Below are 16,609 nucleotides of genomic sequence, written 5' to 3' on the forward strand. Positions count from 1 at the left end.
GCCTCTCACTTGCCCGAGGCCTGCGGCTGCTCGATCTTGGTCTGCTGCGGGTCGATCTTCTGGCCCGGGATCACGCGCAGCAGCCCCGACGTGACCACACGGTCGTCGGGCTTCAGGCCGCTCTCGATCACGCGCAGGCCGTTGTCGGCGGGACCGATCTGCACCTTGCGCTGCTCGACGACGTTGTCCTTGTTGGCCACCAGCAGATAGCGCCCGCCCTGGTCGCTGCCGAGCGCCGTATCGGGGACGAGGAGGGCCTCCTTCTCCTGGGTGAAGGGCACGCGGACGCGGACGAAATAGCCTGGCAGCAGCACCCGCTTGTCGTTGGGCACGATGCCGCGCACGGCGAGCGTGCCGGTCGACGAGTTGAGGGTCGGCGCGACGTAGTCGAGCTTGCCCTCATGCGGATAGCCGGTCTCGGTCTGCAGGCCGATTTCGATCGGGAGCTGCTTGAGATCGGTCGCGGTCATCCCGCGGCGTTGTGCTTCGGCGCGGATGCGCAGCACGTCCTGCTCGTTGACGGTGAAGTTCACATAGATCGGATCCATCGCGACGATGGTCGCGAGCTGGGTCGGGGAGGAGACGCCGACGAGCTCGCCGATCGAGACCAGATGTGCGCTGACGATACCGTCGAACGGCGCAGTCACCTTGGTGTAGCCGTAGTTGACCTCGGCGAGCCTGGTGTTGGCCTGGGCCTGCTGGAGGTTGGCCTGGGCGTTGTCGCGGGTCGATGTCGAGGTGTCCAGGGTCGCCTGCGAGACCGCCTGTCGCTGCACCAGATCGGCCTGCCGCTTGTAGTCGGCCTCGGCCTGCTTGAGCGAGGCCTGTGCGCCGGTCTCGGCGGCCTGCGCCTGGTCGAGCTTGAGCTTGTAGGTTTCGGGTTCGATCGTGAACAGCTGGGTGCCCTGCTTGACGAAGGTGCCGTCGGTGTAGTCGATCGTTTGCAGAAATCCCTGCACGCGCGCGACCAGATCGACGCTCTTGATCGGCGCGGTGTTGCCGGTGGCCTCGACATAGCGCGTGAGCGGGCGCTGCACCGGCGTGGCGACGTCGACCTTCGGCGGCGGCGGGGCGACATACGCATTCTTGTCCTCGCAGCCGGCGAGGGCAGCCAATGCGGCCAAGGCAGTCAGCGCTCGCCCGATCTGTCGCCACTCTTCGTTCCGATGTGCGAGAGAAGCGGGATTCGCGCAGGTCATTCGATGGCCCCCGATGATTGTCTGTCGGAGCGGCAGGCTAGCAACAAATCACCGGCCGTGGAACACCATAGCCATGGCAGTCACAGCCCTTGCGTTGCAGGGAGCGGCGTGACCTTTGACAGATTTGTCACGATAAACCGCTTTTCACCGAGCGCATGATCGACCAGAATTGTGTCAAAGGCCGCATGCCCTGGCGCGAGGACCGACTTCAGGCAATCGGACAGCACAAGAAGAAACGCGAGGAGACGATGATATGCCAACGCCATTCCGGTCGGCCTGCGCCGGCCTCGCTCTTGCCGCCACGGTCGCGATGCCCGCGCTAGCCGATGGCCTGAAAGACGAGATCGCTCCGACCGGCAGACTGCGGGTCGCGATCGCAATCAGCCCGGCGGGCGGGGCGTTCTGGTCGACCAAGACCGAAGCCGGCTATGCCGGCGTGCCCGTCGACCTCGGCAAGGAGATGGCCGCCCAACTCGGCGTGCCCGTCGACTATGTCGTGTACCAGAATTCCGGACAGATCACGGACGCCGCCGGCAAAGGCGCCTGGGACGTCACCTGGTTGCCAAAAGATCCCGAGCGCGAGACCAGGATGATGTTCGGCCCGATCTACGAGGTCGCGGACGCCACCTATATCGTCAAGGCGGGGTCGAGCGTCACCAGTTTCGCCATGCTCGACCAGCCCGGCATCAAGGTCGCGGCCGTCAATGCCACGACCACGATGCGCGGCGCCGTTGCGCATCTGAAGAATGCGAAGGTCACGGGTTATCAGACCTATGATGAAATCTTTGGCCTGCTGAAGGGCGGCGAGATCGATGCCTTCGCGCTGTCGCGCGACCAGCTCAACAAGATGGCGCAGAAGATTCCGGGGACCAAGGTGCTCGACGAGACCTTCAAGAAGACGGTGACCGCCGTTGCCGTCCCGCTCGGCCACAGCCAGGCTCTGGCGTTCGTCACCAGGTTCATGAACGAGGCCGTAACCAACGGCACCTTGCGCAAGGCCTATGATAACAACGGGCTGAAGGACGCGCCGATCCGCACCGAATAGGCCGGCCATATTGGATTTCGCCGGGCACACATGCATGGACACTGGATTGCAGCTGCGATGGTGTCGCTGGTCTTGACGATGCAGAGCGCTCAGGCCCAACCGCTGACGATGGATCCTGAAATGATCGTCCCCGTTGCCGTCCCGGTTCGGCATGGAGCCGCCTGCGTCCGATGTGCCGCCCGAATGCCGCCGCGGCGCGGCCGACAAGATCAAGCAGCTCTGGCTCGATGCCGACAATGACCGCCTCTACAAGCAAGAGCTGATCGGCGAAACGGCACCTCCGCTGCCCGAGTCCGGTCACCTCGAGATCGAGCCGCCGCGGGCGAGGCGAGCCTGTGAATAATTTTGTCCGAACAACTGCGCAAAATGTGTTTGCGTCAAACTGACACAGCTCTGTCACCCGTGATCGCTAGGGTTGCCGGGTCAATCCCTCGGGGCAAACAGAGATGAAAACCAAATTCTTGACGACGGCTGCGGTTCTCGCGGCCGCGACGACGCTTGCCTGCAGCATTCCGGTGTTCGCCGACGATTTCGATCGTGACCATGATCGCAATCATCATGCGCATCACATGCACACCGAAACGCCGATCAAGCATCTCGTGGTCATCTTCAACGAGAACCGTTCGTTCGACCATTATTTCGCGACCTATCCGCATGCCAGCAATCCCTCGGGCTCGATTCCCTTCGTGCCGAAGCCGCATACGCCGAAGGTCAACAACCTCGCCAACGCCAATCTGCTGGTGAACAATCCGAACACCAATCCGGCGAACGGTGCTGGCGCGACGGACCCCTTCCGGCTCGACCGCACCCAGGCCAACACGCAGTCGCAGAACCACGCCTACACCGCGGAACAGCAGGCCTATGACAACGGCAAGGCCGATCTGTTCCCGAAATATACCGGACGCGGCACCTCGGGCGGCGTCGGCGCGTTCGGCACCACCGGTCAAGTCATGGGCTATTTCGACGGCAACACCATCACCGCACTCTGGACTTACGCGCAGCACTTCTCGATGAACGACAATGCCTACACCGACACCTACGGTCCGTCGACGGTCGGCGCGCTGAACGTGATTTCGGGCCAGACCAATGGCGCCGTGGCCGTGCTCGGCAATGCAGCGACGCAAATCATCCCGGACGGGCAGGGAGGCCTCACGGTGATCGGCGATCCCGGTCCCGCTTATGATCCTTGCAGCACCCCGGGATACACGACGCAGGTCACGATGACCGGCAAGAACATCGGTGACCTCCTCAACGACGCCGGCATCAGCTGGGGTTCGTTCATGGGCGGCTTCGATCTGGCCGTGACCAACGCGAACGGCACGACCGGCTGCGCGCGCAGCACGTTCTCGACCGTGGTCGGCGCTTCCAAGGCGGACTACGTCCCGCATCACGCCTGGTTCCAGTTCTACAAGTCGACCGCCAATCCGAACCATCTGCGGCCCAGCTCGGTGCAAGCGGTCGGTCACACCTACGAGAAGGACGGCAAGACCCTCGATCCCGCCAATCACGGCTACGACCTCGAGGATTTCTACGCGGCCGTAAAGGTCGGCAATTTCCCGGCGGTGTCCTACGTCAAGCTGCCGGCCTACCAGGATGGCCATGCCGGCTATTCCGATCCCCTCGACGAGCAGCAGGGCATGGTCGAGCTGATCAACTTCCTCCAGAAGCAGCCCGAGTGGCGCGAGACCGCCGTCATCATCACCTACGACGATTCCGACGGCTGGTATGACCACGCTTACGCCAGGTCGAGCAGCGCTTCCTACGACCCGACCGCCGATCAGCTCAACGGTGCCGGCCAGTGCGGTCTCGGCGTCACCAAGCAGCCTCAGCTGCCCGGTGTCGGCGGCAAGCCGGTGAACGGCCGCTGCGGCCCCGCGACCCGCGTGCCCTTCATCGTGATCTCGCCCTACGCCAAGACCAACTTCGTCAGCCACGCCGCCATCTCGCAGGCCTCGGTGGTGCGGTTCATCGAAGACAACTGGCTCAAGGGCAAGCGTCTCGGTGGCGGTTCGTTCGATGCCACCACCGGGTCGATCATGGACCTGTTCGACTTCGAGCATGATCACAGCCATGACTTCCGGACCGACGCGCTGTTTCTCGATCCGACCGCCGGCACGGTCATCGTGAGCCCGCCGGACGAGCATCACCACCACTAGCCCAACGGTACGCATTTGATGAACAGCCGCTCCATGTGGCTCCTCGGCGCCGGCCTGCTCTGTCTGGCCGGCGCCGTCCTTGCTGCCGAGACGGAGGGGCTTGCGGAGGCAAATCTGGTCGGTGCGAATCCGAATCCGGTTCGCCTCATGCGTCCGCCGGTCGCGCCGCTGTCCGCGATGGCTCTCCTCGGCAAAGAGATCTTCTACGACGCCTCTCTGTCGTCCTCAGGCAGGCTCTCCTGTGCGTCCTGCCACAGTCCGGATCACGCCTACGGCCCGCCGAACGACGGGCCGGTGATGCTTGGCGGCATCGACCTGACGCGGCAAGGCGCACGCGCCGTCCCGTCGCTGACCTATCTGGAGCGCCAGCCGAATTTCAGCATCGGGCCCGACAAGGGCGATGACGACAACACCATTGATCTCGCGCAGATGGCGGCGCTCGGCCAGCAGTCCGTGCGCACGACCAAGACCGCGGGCGGCACCGGCGCGTCGGCGAACATCGTGCCGCAGGGCGGCCTGTTCTGGGACGGCCGTGCCGACACGCTCCAGGATCAGGCGCTGTTCCCGCTGCTCGATCCCAACGAGATGGACGGCGGCAGCGCCGAGATCGTCGCGGACAAGCTGCGGCACGCGCCTTATGTCCGGCGCTTCGTCGACCTGTTCGGCGCCGGCGTGCTGAGGAACCAGCGGCTGCTGATCGCGGAAGCGATGTTCGCGGTGGCGCGCTATCAGGTCGAAGAGCCGAGCTTCCATCCCTACACCAGCAAGTACGATTACTGGCTCGAGGGCAAGGCGCGGTTGTCGGAAAGCGAATTGCGCGGCCTGCAAGTGTTCAACGACCCCGACAAGGCCAATTGCGCCGGCTGCCATACGTCGGCGCCGACGCGCGACAGCCTGCCGCCATTGTTCACCGACCATCAGTATGAGGCGCTCGGCGCGCCGCGCAACGCGGCGCTCGCCGGGAATCGCGATCCCAATCATTTCGACCTCGGCGTCTGCGGTCCGCAGCGCACCGATGTCGCCGCGCAGACGCAATATTGCGGCACGTTCCTGACGCCGACGCTGCGCAACACCGCGACGCGTCATGCCTTCTTCCACAACGGCGTCTTCAAGACGCTCGAAGAGGTGCTCGACTTCTACAATTTCCGCGACACGAATCCGGAAAAGGCGTTTCCGCGCATTGCCGACGGCACGGTGCGCAAATACGACGACCTGCCCGAAAAGTATCACGCCAATGTCGACGTGACAGATCCGCCCTTCGATCGCCATCCCGGCGACAAGCCGGCGATGACGGAGCGGGACGAGGTCGACATCATCGCATTCCTGAAGACGCTGACCGACGGCTACAAGCCGGAGAATTAACGACCCTTGATCTCCGCGTATTTCACCATGGCCTTCTCGAACTTCCGCTTGAACAGCCACATCGCACCCAGGATCTCGCGGAAAGTCGCCGAGCTTCGCGCCCGGTCCATCTTGCCGAAGGCGAAGATGCTGTTGTTGCGCAGGTGCTTCATGATGGTGGGATTGGATACCCGGTAGTTCAACAGGTCGCCTGATTTGAGGGCCGATCGCGTCGGCGTCGGGATGATCTGGATCAGCTCGAACAGCTTCATCTGCTCGATCGGATCGGGCAGCGTCTTCACGATGACAGGGATCCCGGCAAACAGTTCCGCATGCGCGTTCATGAGGCCGTCGCGCACGTTGGTCCAGTGGTTGAAGCGGCGATCGGTGCCGCCGGACCGTGCTTCTTCCTTGTCGTCGCGCGCATTCAGTGCGGGATCGGCGGCCGCGATCGTACCCTTGATCGCCTCCCATTTGCGCTGACCGTTGCGGTCCTCGGACGGGCCGGTCTGGAAGCTGCCCATGTAGCTGTTCGAGCGCGCATTGCGGACGTTCTGCTTGCCGTTCGTCTCCGCATAGAACAGTCCCAGGCTGATGAGGCCCGCGGCGTCGGCGTCAACGGGTTTGAGCCCCTTGGCGCGTGCGATCGCAGTACCGAGGTCGACGACGTCCTTGAACGGCGTCGCCGAATTCTGTGCGCTCGCGGGCGGCGCCTCCATGACGTCGAAGATGTCGGCGTATTCGTCGACCAGCGGTTCGATCGCAGCATCGAAATAGGCCGGCGGAATCCCGAACTTGTTCGGTTTGCCGATCCGCGACGGCACGGCGTCGGTGAGATCCTTGTAGGTGCTGATGACAGCGACGCGTGCCAGGTAAAGGGCCTGGCCCGGCAGGTTCGGCAGCTTCTGCTTCGCCTCGATCTGGCGGCGCCGCTCGGCCAGGATCGATTTGAAATCGCCGAGCGCGCGATCGTAGGCGGCTTGCGCCTCCGACTGCGCCGGCGTCAGCGCTTGCGCCTGGCTCGTGGCCGCCGCCGTGAAGAGCAGCCCAAGCACCGCCATGACTGTGGCGATGTGGCGTCGTCGTTCCATGGCTGCCTCCCACGTCCAGGAGATTCGCTGGTCATGGGATCGTAAGCATCAAACCCGCGGCCTGGCGAGCCGCAAATCGGGCTCTCCGATCTCATCCCGCCGCCCGATACTCCGGCGCCGACGCGAGGAACCTGGCATAGTCATCAGCGTCCGGCGGGAGGAAGTGTCCGGCGGGTCCGCCGCGCTTCTGCGTCTTGGCGCCGATGTCGGCCATCAGCTCGTCGAAATGACGGTAGTGATACGGCGCGACGCAGAGGCCGCCATAGACGCCCGCGGCCGGCCGCTCGACGCGCTTGAAATGCAGCATCATCTCGATGTTGTCGCGCATCTGCTGCGCCGTCGGCTGGTTCTCGAGTTGCCCATCGGCATAGCGCACCAGCCAGTTGGCGGCGAGGTCGGCGCAGAGCACGGTGCAGAACGACGAGTTGAAGCCGACGAAGCCGAGGTCGGGCAGATCAGGATTGGCGATCAGGCGATAGAGCCGGTACTGTCCGTCCGCATCGACCAGCTTTTGCCGATAGGCGTCGGGGAGGAAGGGTACGCCGAGCTTGTAGCCGATCGCGAGCACGGCGACATCGGCACCGATGCGCTCGCCGCCGCTCATCACGATGGTGTCGGCTTCATAATGGTCGAAGCTGCCGAACACGGCCTTGATGCGGCCGTCGGCGACCATCGGATAGAAGCCGGGCGTGGCGATCGGGACCGAGCAGTTGACGCCGTCCTCGATCCGCTCTTTCGGCACCATCTTGCACTTGTTGAGCTTGAGCTGCGCCTTCAACAGGCTCTCCAGCCCCCGCCAGTTCGCCCAGATCAGCGGCGCGGCGAGGCGGTACGCGAGCCGCGACATCGTGCCGATGCCCCAGCCCGGGAACATCTCCTCCTGTGCGCGGATGTAGAGGATGCGCTTGAAGTTCACGAGCCCGCCGATGAAATAGGGGATGCGCCAAACCGGCTCGCGCATCACGATGGTGACCTCTCGCGCGCCTGATGTCACAGCGTTCACCGCAATGTCGGTCGCCGATTTCGATCCGCCGAGCACGACGACGCGGCGCCCCTTCGCCAGCGTGGCATCGCTGTATTTCGACGAGTGCAGGATCTGTCCGCCCTGGTCCAGGAAACTGCCTTCGCCGCGGCAATGCAGCTCGCGCGGCTCGTTGAATTGTCCAGTGCACACAGCGACGAAATCGAAATCCTCGTTCGTGATGGCGCCGTCCTTGCCTGATAGCGCCAGTGTCCAGCCCGGTTTGCCGTCGGTGCGCCGCGCCATGCCGGCGACCGCAGTATCGAGGCGCAGCATGCGGTCAAGGCCGAAGCTTTTGGCGTAGTCGGCGAGATAGGCGTGGACCTGCGGCCCGGTCGGCCATTCCGGATAGGCATCAGGCATGGCGCGATCGGTGTAGCGATAGAGATCCTTCGGGCTTTGCGTCTGCACATCGGGATAGGAGCGCGCGGGCTCCCAGACGCCGCCGAGATCGGCGCTGCGTTCGACGATCGTGACGCGGTGGCCGCGGGTGGAGAACGCCTTTGCGGTGGCGAGGCCGGAGACACCAGCGCCGATCACGCAGACATGCTTGGGGCTGACCATGGGATGGCTCGCAATCGATGTGTTTTGCGCGCAAGCGGCCTCGTTCGGCCGCAAGGCGCGGCCGGCGGAGCTGCAAGCAGATGAAATCGGACGAGGAGGCGAGGCGCCTAGTCGTTCGCCTCGGGCGGCAGGAAGTCGACCTCGTGCAGCGCCGAGATGCGTACGACTTCGGCGGGGTCGGTCAGATTGTGCAGCTGGTTGAACAGCGCCTCCAGCTTTTGCATCGGCGAGACCCAGAACAGCGCGCGGCACGGCTTGTCGGACTTGTTGAAATAGCCATGCGGGATGCCGCGGGGCATGCGCACGAGATCACCGGCATGAGCCTTGACCCAGACGCCGTCGAGCTTGAGGTCGAGCGTACCTTCCTGCACCAGGATGAACTCGTCCTGGGTCGGGTGGATGTGCACCGGCACGAACTGGCCAGGATCGCTGTTGGTCTCGAACGCGAAGGTGGAGTCGGTGACGGCCTTGGGGAAATACACCTGGCCAAGGATGTTCCAGGTCTTGCCGCCGTAGCCTGTGCCGTTCGCGGTAATGCCCTTTTCGAGTGTAGTCATGGCTCGCCTCCTGTTGAATTCCGGCGAGGATGGAGCTTCGGCCACGTGCGGGCGGCTGTCTATCCGCTAAACGAATCCGGACATGGCTGTTGCCATGCAGCACGACGATCTTGCGACATGACCCTTTTCGCGCCCTGCGAACTATTATAGGCTTAAAGCAATTCCGCGACGCGAAGCGTGGTCTATGATGTCCGCAGCCGTGCTGGAAATGAGCGCAAGGCCACCCGCATCCGAACGGCTTGCGGCCTTCGCGCGCGTCGCCACCGACGATGTCGATGAGGCGGCCGAACAGATCGGTCGCATCTTCTGCCCGCATGATCTCAAGCCCGCGCAGGCCCGTGCGTCCGGATTCTCCGCCCGGCACAATTGCGCGGCGTTTGAAGGCTTTTCCATCAACTACGTCAGCTATGGCGGGACAGTCAGCATCGATCCCGGTTGTCTCGACCGCTTCTTCCTCGTGCAGATCCCGCTCACGGGTACCGCTCACATTTCTGCGGGCACCGGCGGCTTCGATGTCGCGCCTGTCAAGACGGCGTCGCTGCTATCGCCGACCATCCCGACCAGGATGATCTGGGCCGAATGTGCGCAGATCATCCTGCTGCTCGACCGCCGCATGGTCGAACAACGGGCTGCGGCGCTGTCGGGCCGGGCGGCCGGCGCAGTCGAGTTCGATCCGGTCATCGACCTGAACGCGCCCGAAGGGCTTGATCTCCGGGCCCGGCTCGATGAGTTGATGCTGCTCGCCGAGCGTCTCGGGCCGTCCGGCCTGATGTCGCCGGTCGCGATGGCGGACTGGCGCGAGGCGCTGCTCGATCGCCTCCTCACTGGCCAGCGGCACGGCCTGTCGGATGCGATCAGGACGTTCTCGGGGCAAGCCGAGCGCCTGCCGCGCGCGCTCCGCGCCGCGCGGGACTATCTTGCGGACAATGCCGACGAGCCGCTCGACCTCGCACAACTCGCCTGCGCGTCCGGCGTCGGCATCCGCGCGCTTCAGCTCGGCTTCCGCCGTCACTTCGGGGTGTCGATCTCGGAGATGCTGCTCGATATCAGGCTTGCCAGCCTTCATGCCCGGCTCGCGCAAGCGCCACCAGACATTTCCATCACCGGCATCGCCTTCGATCTCGGCTTCACCCATCTCGGTCGCATGGCCGGTGCGTACCGCGCAAAATTCGGCGAGACGCCGTCGGCCACGCTGCGACGGCGGATGAGCTGACAGCGGTCATTAGTTCCCGCGATCGTCGCTCGTTTGTTTGCGCAAGAAGCCTTCGACCTCGGCCTGCACCGAATAGGGCGTCGGGATCGCATCGCCCGCGGCATCGACGGCGGTGTCGAGCGAGCGGCGCAGCATGCGTGCGAGCTCGGCCTTGCGGTATGGCTTTGTCAACAGCGGTGCGCCCATGGTGGCGCCGCCCGGCGCGTGCTGGGAGTCGTGTGCGTAGCCCGACGTGAACAGCACCCTGAGCGACGGCCGCGCGGCCACCATCCGGTCGGCGAGCTCGCGCCCGTTGATGCCGCCGCCCATCACGATGTCGGTGAACAACAGGTCGAACGGCGTGCCGTCGGCCGCGATCTCAAGCGCTTCGGTGGCGTTGGCGGCGGGGATGACCTTGTAGCCGAGGCTTTCGAGCTGCACCGTGACGTAATGGCGGACGTCGCGGTCGTCCTCGACGCAGAGGATGGTCTCCGTTCCGCCGACGATCTTGCGCGCATCATAGCTCGCGGGGCGAAGGGCGCTGGTTTCGGCCTTCGGCAGATAGATCGCGAAGGTCGTGCCGCGGCCTTCCTCGGACCTGACCTTGATGCCGCCGCCCGACTGCTTGACGAAGCCGAACACCATGCTGAGCCCGAGGCCGGTGCCCTTGCCGACCTCCTTGGTCGAGAAGAACGGATCGAAGATGCGCTCGACGATCGCCTGCGGAATGCCGGTGCCGGTGTCGCCGATCTCGATCTCGACATAGTCGCCGGGATATCCGGCGCCGACTGCGACGGCTTCGCGCACTCCGAACACCACGTTGCGCGTCGTCAGCATCAGGCGGCCGCCCAGAGGCATCGCGTCGCGGGCATTGATCGCGAGGTTGAGCAGCGCGGAGGAGAGTTGCCCGCGGTCGGCGAAGGCGAGCCAGATATTGCCGTCGAACTTCCGCACGATCTCGATCTTCTTGTCGAAGGTCGCCAGCAGCAGCTTTGAAAGCTCCTCGAGCAAATCGTTGACGTCGATCTCGGCCGGATGCAGCGCCTGCTTGCGCGCAAAGGAGAGCAGGCTCGAGGTCAGCGCCGCGCCGCGATCGGCGGCCTCGCTGATCAGCTTGGCGATGGTGGCGAGCCGCGGATCGTCCTTCACGGCGTCGGCGAGGATCTCGATCGTGCCCGTGATCACCGTGAGCATGTTGTTGAATTCATGCGCGATGCCGCCGGTGAGCTGGCCGACTGCTTCCATCTTCTGGGATTGAATCAGCTGCTCCTCTGCGGCGCGCTTCTGCGTGATGTCCTTGACGAAAACGTTGATGATGGTGCGGCCACCGAGGCGGAGCGCTGTGCTCGACGCCTCGATCAGGATCTCGTCGCCGTTGCGGTGCACGAGGCTCGCCTCGAAGCGGATACCGATCGGGGTGTCGGACAATTCCGGCAATATTCGCATCATGCGTTGTCTGAAGCCCGATCGCAGCGGCTCGGCGACGAGCAACTCGACGACGTCGGCGCCGATCGCCTCGGCCCGCGACCATCCGGTCAGGGCTTCGGCCTGGAGGCTCCACTCCAGGACGATGCCGCGGTCGTCGGTCTGCACGAAGGCGTCGAGCGCGGTCTTGATGACGGCTTGCGTCATCTGCGCGCTGTCCGCGCGTGCCTGCAGCTGCTCGGCCAGTCGCGCGTCGAAGTGCTTGTTCCGTGATGTCGCGATGCTGCCGGCGCAAAGGCGCGCAAGCAGCACCGCAGCGGCCGCACTTGCAAGCAGGGCAACGAACTGGGCAACGCCGAATCCGGGTCCGGTCACGGCATAGGAGGCGGAGAGAGCCACGGCGGTCACGACGGCCTGCGCGGCCATTGCTGATGTCAGAAGCCCCCTGAGTTTCATGCTCTCGTACCACCGACGTCAGCCGCGGACCCTCAACCATCCGCCCAGTCGCACGAGTCCGGCTCCCTGTGAGCTACAGACTCCCTGCGGCGGCGTCGAGGGCAAATTCTGGCGCTATCTGGGCGAGATATTCCGAGGGCGTCAACCTGGTGGCGAATCGGTTTGGCGCAGGGTCGTGACCCAAATCACCCGTGCCGCCTGCTGGGTCGGGTTGTCAAACATGTGCGGCACGATGCTCGGGAAACGAAAACTGTCGCCCGCTTCCAGCACGTGGGCCTGGTTGTCGAGCCACAGGCGGAGGCTGCCGGAGAGGATGTAGCCGGCCTTCTCGCCGGTGTGCTGGAGGAAGTCGGTGCCCGAGGAGGCGCCGGGATTGAGCGTCAGCTCGTAGAGCTCCATCTGGCCCTTGCCTTCCGGCGTCAGCGCTTCCTTGACGACGCCGCTGGCGGTGAGGCGCAGCAGGCGCCTGTTGTTCTTGCGCACGATGTAGCGCTGCACATCGGCGGCGGGATCGCTGGTCTCGAAGAAATAGGAGATCGGCACGTCGAGCGCGATGCTGAGCAGGCGCAGCGTGCGGATCGACGGCATCGCGCGCGCGCGTTCGAGCTGGCTGATCATGCCGTTGGAGAGGCCGGTCTTGTTGGCGACGTCCTGGATCGAGAGACCCGCGCGCTGGCGCAGCAGCCGCACGGTCTCGCCGAGGCGCTGGTCGACAGCATCGTCGGTTTCGATCGTCGGGGTATCCTTCGGACCGTCAGTGTCGCCGCGACCATCCATGTCGCTCTCCCAAGCATTTCCGCGCCGCCGGATTGGCCGGCGGCGGTGTGAAAAGGTCGCGCATCCTAGCAATCTGATTGACAGCTGTATTTAGTCATGATGAACTTTTGGCTGAAAAATTTAGAAGCACTAAAGCCCACTCCTGTCCCTTTGCCGGGGTCCTGGGGCGCGGGAGAGGTGCCGCGTGCGGGAACGGAGACTGGTCATGGCAGATGACACCGGCAAGTTCAGCGTTGGCGGACTGCATCATCCCGGCATTCCAAATCGCCGACAATTCTTCCAGCTTGGCGCCGGTGCCGCCGCGGGATGGACGCTTTCGGGCAGCGCCCTTGCGCAGACCGAGCGTCCGGGCACTCCGCCGGACAAGCCGCGCGGGCAGGTGATCGCCGCATTGTCGCAGGAGCCGACCGTCTTTCATCCCTTGATGCCCGGCATCGAAGTCGACCAGGGCGTCTGGTGGCAGGTGTTCTCGCCGCTCTGGTTCATCGATCCCGACGGCAAGTTCGTGCCCGACCTCGCGAGCGAAGTCCCGACGGTCGAGAACGGCGGCCTGTCGGCCGACGGCCTGACCTGGAAGATCAAGCTGCGCAAGGACGTGAAGTGGCACGACGGCACGGCCTTCACGGCGGACGATGTCAAATTCTCGCTCGACCTGATCAACAATTCCGATTTCCGCGCGCGCAGCCGCGTCGGCCACAGTCTGGTCAAGGACATCGAGGTCGTCGGGCCCGACGAGATTCATTGGCGAATGGAAGCCGCCTATTCGCCCTATATGTCGATCTTGGGATCGCTGACCTTCATCGTGCCCAAGCACATCCTCGAGAAGGTGTCCGATCCGAACGCCTCGCCGTTCCACAACGCGCCTGTCGGCACCGGGCCGTTCCGCTGGGGCGAGCGCGTGCCCGGCGACCATATCCTGCTCAATGCCCACACCGGCTATCACGGCAAGGGACCTTACGTCGAACGCGTGGTCTTCAAATACATTCCTGACCTCACCGTCCTCTACACCCAGTTCCGCACCGGACAGGTCGACTACACCGGCTTGCAGGGCATCCTGCCTAACTTCGTGCAGGAGGCGAAGACGCTGAAGGCGCGCAAGATCGTCGTTTCGTCGACGTCCTCGGTGGAGCATATCGCCCCCAATCTGGAGTTCGGGCCCTTCGCCGATCACGCGGTGCGCGAGGCGCTCTATCTCGCCATCAACAAGCAGGCGATCATCGATGCGCTGAACTACGGCCTGCCGACGCAGACCGAGAGTTTCGTGCCGCAGCAGGCGTGGTCGTTCCAGCAGGGTCTGCCGCAGCACAAATACGATCCGACCAGGGCCAACGCGCTGCTCGATGCCGCGGGGTGGGCTCGTGGCTCCAGCGGCGTGCGCGAGAAGGGCGGCGTGAAGCTCGAATTCACCAACTCGACGACCGCAGGCAACGCCGTGCGCGAGCAGACCCAGCAGCTCCTGATCCAGGGCTGGCGCGCGATCGGCGCGAGCATGCGCGTCAACAACATGCCGGCCGCCGTGATCTGGGGCGACTTCTGGCAGCAGTCGAAGTTCAACTCGGTGATTGTGGGCGTGAACTTCATGCTGGGCAGCGATCCCGACGTGACGCCACGGTTCGGCTCCGGCGCGATTCCCGCCAAGGGCGGCCGCGGTTACAACACCTATCAATACCAGAGCGCGGAGGCTGATCGGCTGCTCGCGCAAGGCGCCAGGCAATTCGATATAGCGCAGCGCAAGACCACCTATGGCGACCTGCAGAAGCTGATCCGCAACGACCTTGCGATCCTGCCGCTGTTCCAGGGCTTCATCGCCGAGGGCGTGAAGGAAGGGCTGCAAGGCTTCCGACCCAACATCAACACCTCGATCAACTGCTGGAACATCCGCGAATGGTACTGGGCCTGATGCCTCAGGCCGGCTGGATCGCCTGAGATGGCCCGTTACGTCCTCAATCGCCTGGCGCAGGCGGTGATGCTGCTGGTGATCGTCTCCGCAATCGGCTTCGCTCTCCTGCATCTGGCGCCCGGTGGTCCGCTGTCGCAATTCGCGGCCTCCGCGCAGATGACGCAGGAGGATCTCGACCGCGTCAGCAAGCAGCTCGGGCTCGATCGGCCGTTGCCGATCCAGTATCTCGATTGGTTCGGGCGCATGCTCAGGGGTGATTGGGGCAAGTCCTATCGCGACGGCGAGGCGGTGCTGTCGGTGATCTCCTCGCATCTCGGCGCCACGCTGGAGTTGATGACGACGGCGACCATCATCGCCGTGCTGCTCGGCTGCTGGATCGGCATATTGGGTGCGCTCCGCCGATATTCGTTGTTCGATTCGCTCGCCACCGTCGGCGCCATGATCGCGCTGTCGATCCCGACCTTCTGGTTCGGCCTCGTCACCATCTACGTCTTCTCTGTGACGCTCGGCTGGCTGCCGGCCGGCAACCGCGAAACCGTCGGCGACGGCTCCTTCCTCGACCTGCTGCATCATCTGATCGCGCCGGCCATGGTGCTGGCGCTGGTCGAGACCGCGATGTGGGGCCGCTTCATGCGCTCCTCCATGCTCGAGGTCATCAACCAGGACTACATCCGCACCGCGCGTGCCAAGGGCATGCCGGAATGGCGCATCCTCACGGTGCATGCGCTGCGCAACGCGCTGCTGCCGATGATCACGGTCGCGGGCCTGCAATTTCCGACGCTGCTCGGCGGCGCGCTGGTCGCGGAGACCGTGTTCACCTGGCCCGGCATGGGCCGGCTGTTCCTGGATTCGATCGGCTATCGCGATTATCCCGTGGTGATGGGCATCCTGATGTTCTCGGCGACGATGGTGCTGATCGGCTCGCTGATGGCCGACATCCTCTATGCCGTCGTCGATCCACGTATCCGGGTGAGCTGAAGCGATGGCGACCGCAGTCCTGTCCGCCGCTCAACCCACACCTGGCCAGGGCGCCTGGCGACGCTTCTGCCGGCATCGGCTCGCTCTCGCCGGCGCCGTAATTATCGTCGTCCTCGTGCTCGGCTCGGCGTTCGGTCCTTATCTCCTGCCGTTCGACGACACCTATATCGACATCATGAAGCGTTTCGCACCGCCGTTCTCGGGCGCGCACATCCTCGGCACCGACGAACTCGGCCGCGACGTGCTGGCGCGGTTGATGATGGGGGCGCGTGTCTCGCTGTCGATCGGCTTCGTCGCCATGGTGATCGCGATGGTGGTCGGCATCGTCGTCGGCGCCTTCGCCGGCTTCTATGGCGGTGTGGTCGGTGCAGTCCTCATGCGGCTGGTCGATGCCGTGCTGTGCTTTCCGACCATCTTCCTGCTGCTGGCGCTGGCCGCGCTGACCGAGCCCGGCCTCATCGTCACAACGGTGCTCATCGCGGCCACCGCCTGGATGAGCGTGGCGCGCGTCGTCGAGGCCCAGATGCGGTCGTTGCGGGAGCGCGAGTTCGCGGTCGCCGCGCTTGCCTTCGGATCCTCGAACCCGCGCATCATGTTCCGTGAGCTCGTGCCCAACGCGATCGCTCCGATCATGGTGGCCGCGACGCTCAATATCGCGAACGCGATTTTGCTGGAATCCTATCTCAGCTATCTCGGCTACGGCATCCAGCCGCCGGCGGCGAGCCTGGGCAACATGCTCAACAATGCGCAGATCTATCTCACCAGCGCGCCCTGGCTTGCGATCGCGCCGGGTGTCGTCATCACGCTGGCGGTGACGAGCTTCAACTTCCTCGGTGACGGCCTGCGCGATGCGCTCGATCCGCGGATGAACATCCCATGACGAAAAGCCTCGAACTGATCTGCAGGA

Annotated in this window: 14 protein-coding genes; 8 read left to right on the plus strand and 6 right to left on the minus strand. The window is 64.5% G+C overall.

Annotated elements, in window-relative coordinates; all coding sequences use genetic code 11:
* Positions 1 to 5: 5 nt before the first annotated feature.
* Entirely contained in the window at positions 6 to 1,199 is a 1,194-nt protein-coding gene (locus tag QY049_RS17525) for an efflux RND transporter periplasmic adaptor subunit (RefSeq protein ID WP_194479892.1), read from the minus strand.
* Between the two features lie 253 nt (positions 1,200 to 1,452).
* On the opposite strand from QY049_RS17525, the gene QY049_RS17530 reads away from it, so the two are divergent.
* The 4 genes from QY049_RS17530 to QY049_RS17545 all read left to right on the plus strand — a co-directional run bounded on the left by QY049_RS17530 (position 1,453) and on the right by QY049_RS17545 (position 5,762).
* On the plus strand, positions 1,453 to 2,244 hold the full coding sequence (locus QY049_RS17530) for an ABC transporter substrate-binding protein (RefSeq protein WP_258765679.1): 792 nt from the start codon (positions 1,453 to 1,455) through the stop codon (positions 2,242 to 2,244).
* Positions 2,245 to 2,377: 133 nt separating this feature from the next.
* The gene (locus QY049_RS17535) at positions 2,378 to 2,587 is read left to right on the plus strand and encodes a hypothetical protein (protein ID WP_301269717.1); all 210 of its coding nucleotides are present in this window, start codon (positions 2,378 to 2,380) and stop codon (positions 2,585 to 2,587) included.
* A gap of 103 nt (positions 2,588 to 2,690) precedes the next feature.
* Positions 2,691 to 4,400, plus strand: a complete 1,710-nt coding sequence (locus QY049_RS17540) for a phospholipase C (protein WP_301269718.1) — start codon at positions 2,691 to 2,693, stop codon at positions 4,398 to 4,400.
* Positions 4,401 to 4,418: 18 nt separating this feature from the next.
* On the plus strand, positions 4,419 to 5,762 hold the full coding sequence (locus QY049_RS17545) for a cytochrome-c peroxidase (RefSeq protein ID WP_301269719.1): 1,344 nt from the start codon (positions 4,419 to 4,421) through the stop codon (positions 5,760 to 5,762).
* Here QY049_RS17545 and QY049_RS17550 read toward each other — a convergent pair.
* The 3 genes from QY049_RS17550 to QY049_RS17560 all read right to left on the minus strand — a co-directional run bounded on the left by QY049_RS17550 (position 5,759) and on the right by QY049_RS17560 (position 8,974).
* Positions 5,759 to 6,832 carry a hypothetical protein gene (locus tag QY049_RS17550; RefSeq protein WP_301269720.1) on the minus strand — a complete coding sequence of 358 codons (1,074 nt, stop codon included), beginning with the start codon at positions 6,830 to 6,832 and terminating at the stop codon, positions 5,759 to 5,761. The genes QY049_RS17545 and QY049_RS17550 overlap by 4 nt on opposite strands.
* A 91-nt stretch (positions 6,833 to 6,923) precedes the next feature.
* The gene (locus QY049_RS17555; RefSeq protein ID WP_367401196.1) at positions 6,924 to 8,432 is read right to left on the minus strand and encodes a flavin-containing monooxygenase; all 1,509 of its coding nucleotides are present in this window, start codon (positions 8,430 to 8,432) and stop codon (positions 6,924 to 6,926) included.
* Between the two features lie 92 nt (positions 8,433 to 8,524).
* On the minus strand, positions 8,525 to 8,974 hold the full coding sequence (locus tag QY049_RS17560) for a cupin domain-containing protein (protein ID WP_301269722.1): 450 nt from the start codon (positions 8,972 to 8,974) through the stop codon (positions 8,525 to 8,527).
* Between the two features lie 187 nt (positions 8,975 to 9,161).
* Here QY049_RS17560 and QY049_RS17565 point away from each other — a divergent pair, with 187 nt between their 5' ends.
* The gene (locus tag QY049_RS17565; RefSeq protein WP_301269855.1) at positions 9,162 to 10,187 is read left to right on the plus strand and encodes an AraC family transcriptional regulator; all 1,026 of its coding nucleotides are present in this window, start codon (positions 9,162 to 9,164) and stop codon (positions 10,185 to 10,187) included.
* Positions 10,188 to 10,196: 9 nt separating this feature from the next.
* On the opposite strand, the gene QY049_RS17570 is transcribed toward QY049_RS17565, so the two are convergent.
* Together QY049_RS17570 and QY049_RS17575 are read right to left on the minus strand one after the other, a co-directional pair.
* The gene (locus tag QY049_RS17570) at positions 10,197 to 12,047 is read right to left on the minus strand and encodes an ATP-binding protein (protein WP_301269723.1); all 1,851 of its coding nucleotides are present in this window, start codon (positions 12,045 to 12,047) and stop codon (positions 10,197 to 10,199) included.
* 141 nt (positions 12,048 to 12,188) lie between these two features.
* Positions 12,189 to 12,824, minus strand: a complete 636-nt coding sequence (locus QY049_RS17575; protein WP_194479908.1) for a cupin domain-containing protein — start codon at positions 12,822 to 12,824, stop codon at positions 12,189 to 12,191.
* Positions 12,825 to 13,029: 205 nt separating this feature from the next.
* Here QY049_RS17575 and QY049_RS17580 point away from each other — a divergent pair, with 205 nt between their 5' ends.
* Genes QY049_RS17580 through QY049_RS17590 form a run of 3 tightly spaced genes read left to right on the plus strand, consistent with a single transcriptional unit; the run spans position 13,030 to position 16,582 of the window.
* Positions 13,030 to 14,724, plus strand: a complete 1,695-nt coding sequence (locus QY049_RS17580; protein ID WP_301269724.1) for a peptide ABC transporter substrate-binding protein — start codon at positions 13,030 to 13,032, stop codon at positions 14,722 to 14,724.
* Positions 14,725 to 14,751: 27 nt separating this feature from the next.
* On the plus strand, positions 14,752 to 15,702 hold the full coding sequence (locus QY049_RS17585; RefSeq protein ID WP_301269725.1) for an ABC transporter permease: 951 nt from the start codon (positions 14,752 to 14,754) through the stop codon (positions 15,700 to 15,702).
* 4 nt (positions 15,703 to 15,706) lie between these two features.
* Positions 15,707 to 16,582: an ABC transporter permease gene (locus QY049_RS17590; protein WP_301269726.1), complete on the plus strand. Its 876-nt coding sequence runs from the start codon at positions 15,707 to 15,709 to the stop codon at positions 16,580 to 16,582.
* The last annotated feature ends 27 nt before the right edge of the window (positions 16,583 to 16,609 follow it).

It is taken from the genome of Bradyrhizobium sp. WYCCWR 13022 (assembly GCF_030435535.1).
GTDB lineage: Bacteria > Pseudomonadota > Alphaproteobacteria > Rhizobiales > Xanthobacteraceae > Bradyrhizobium.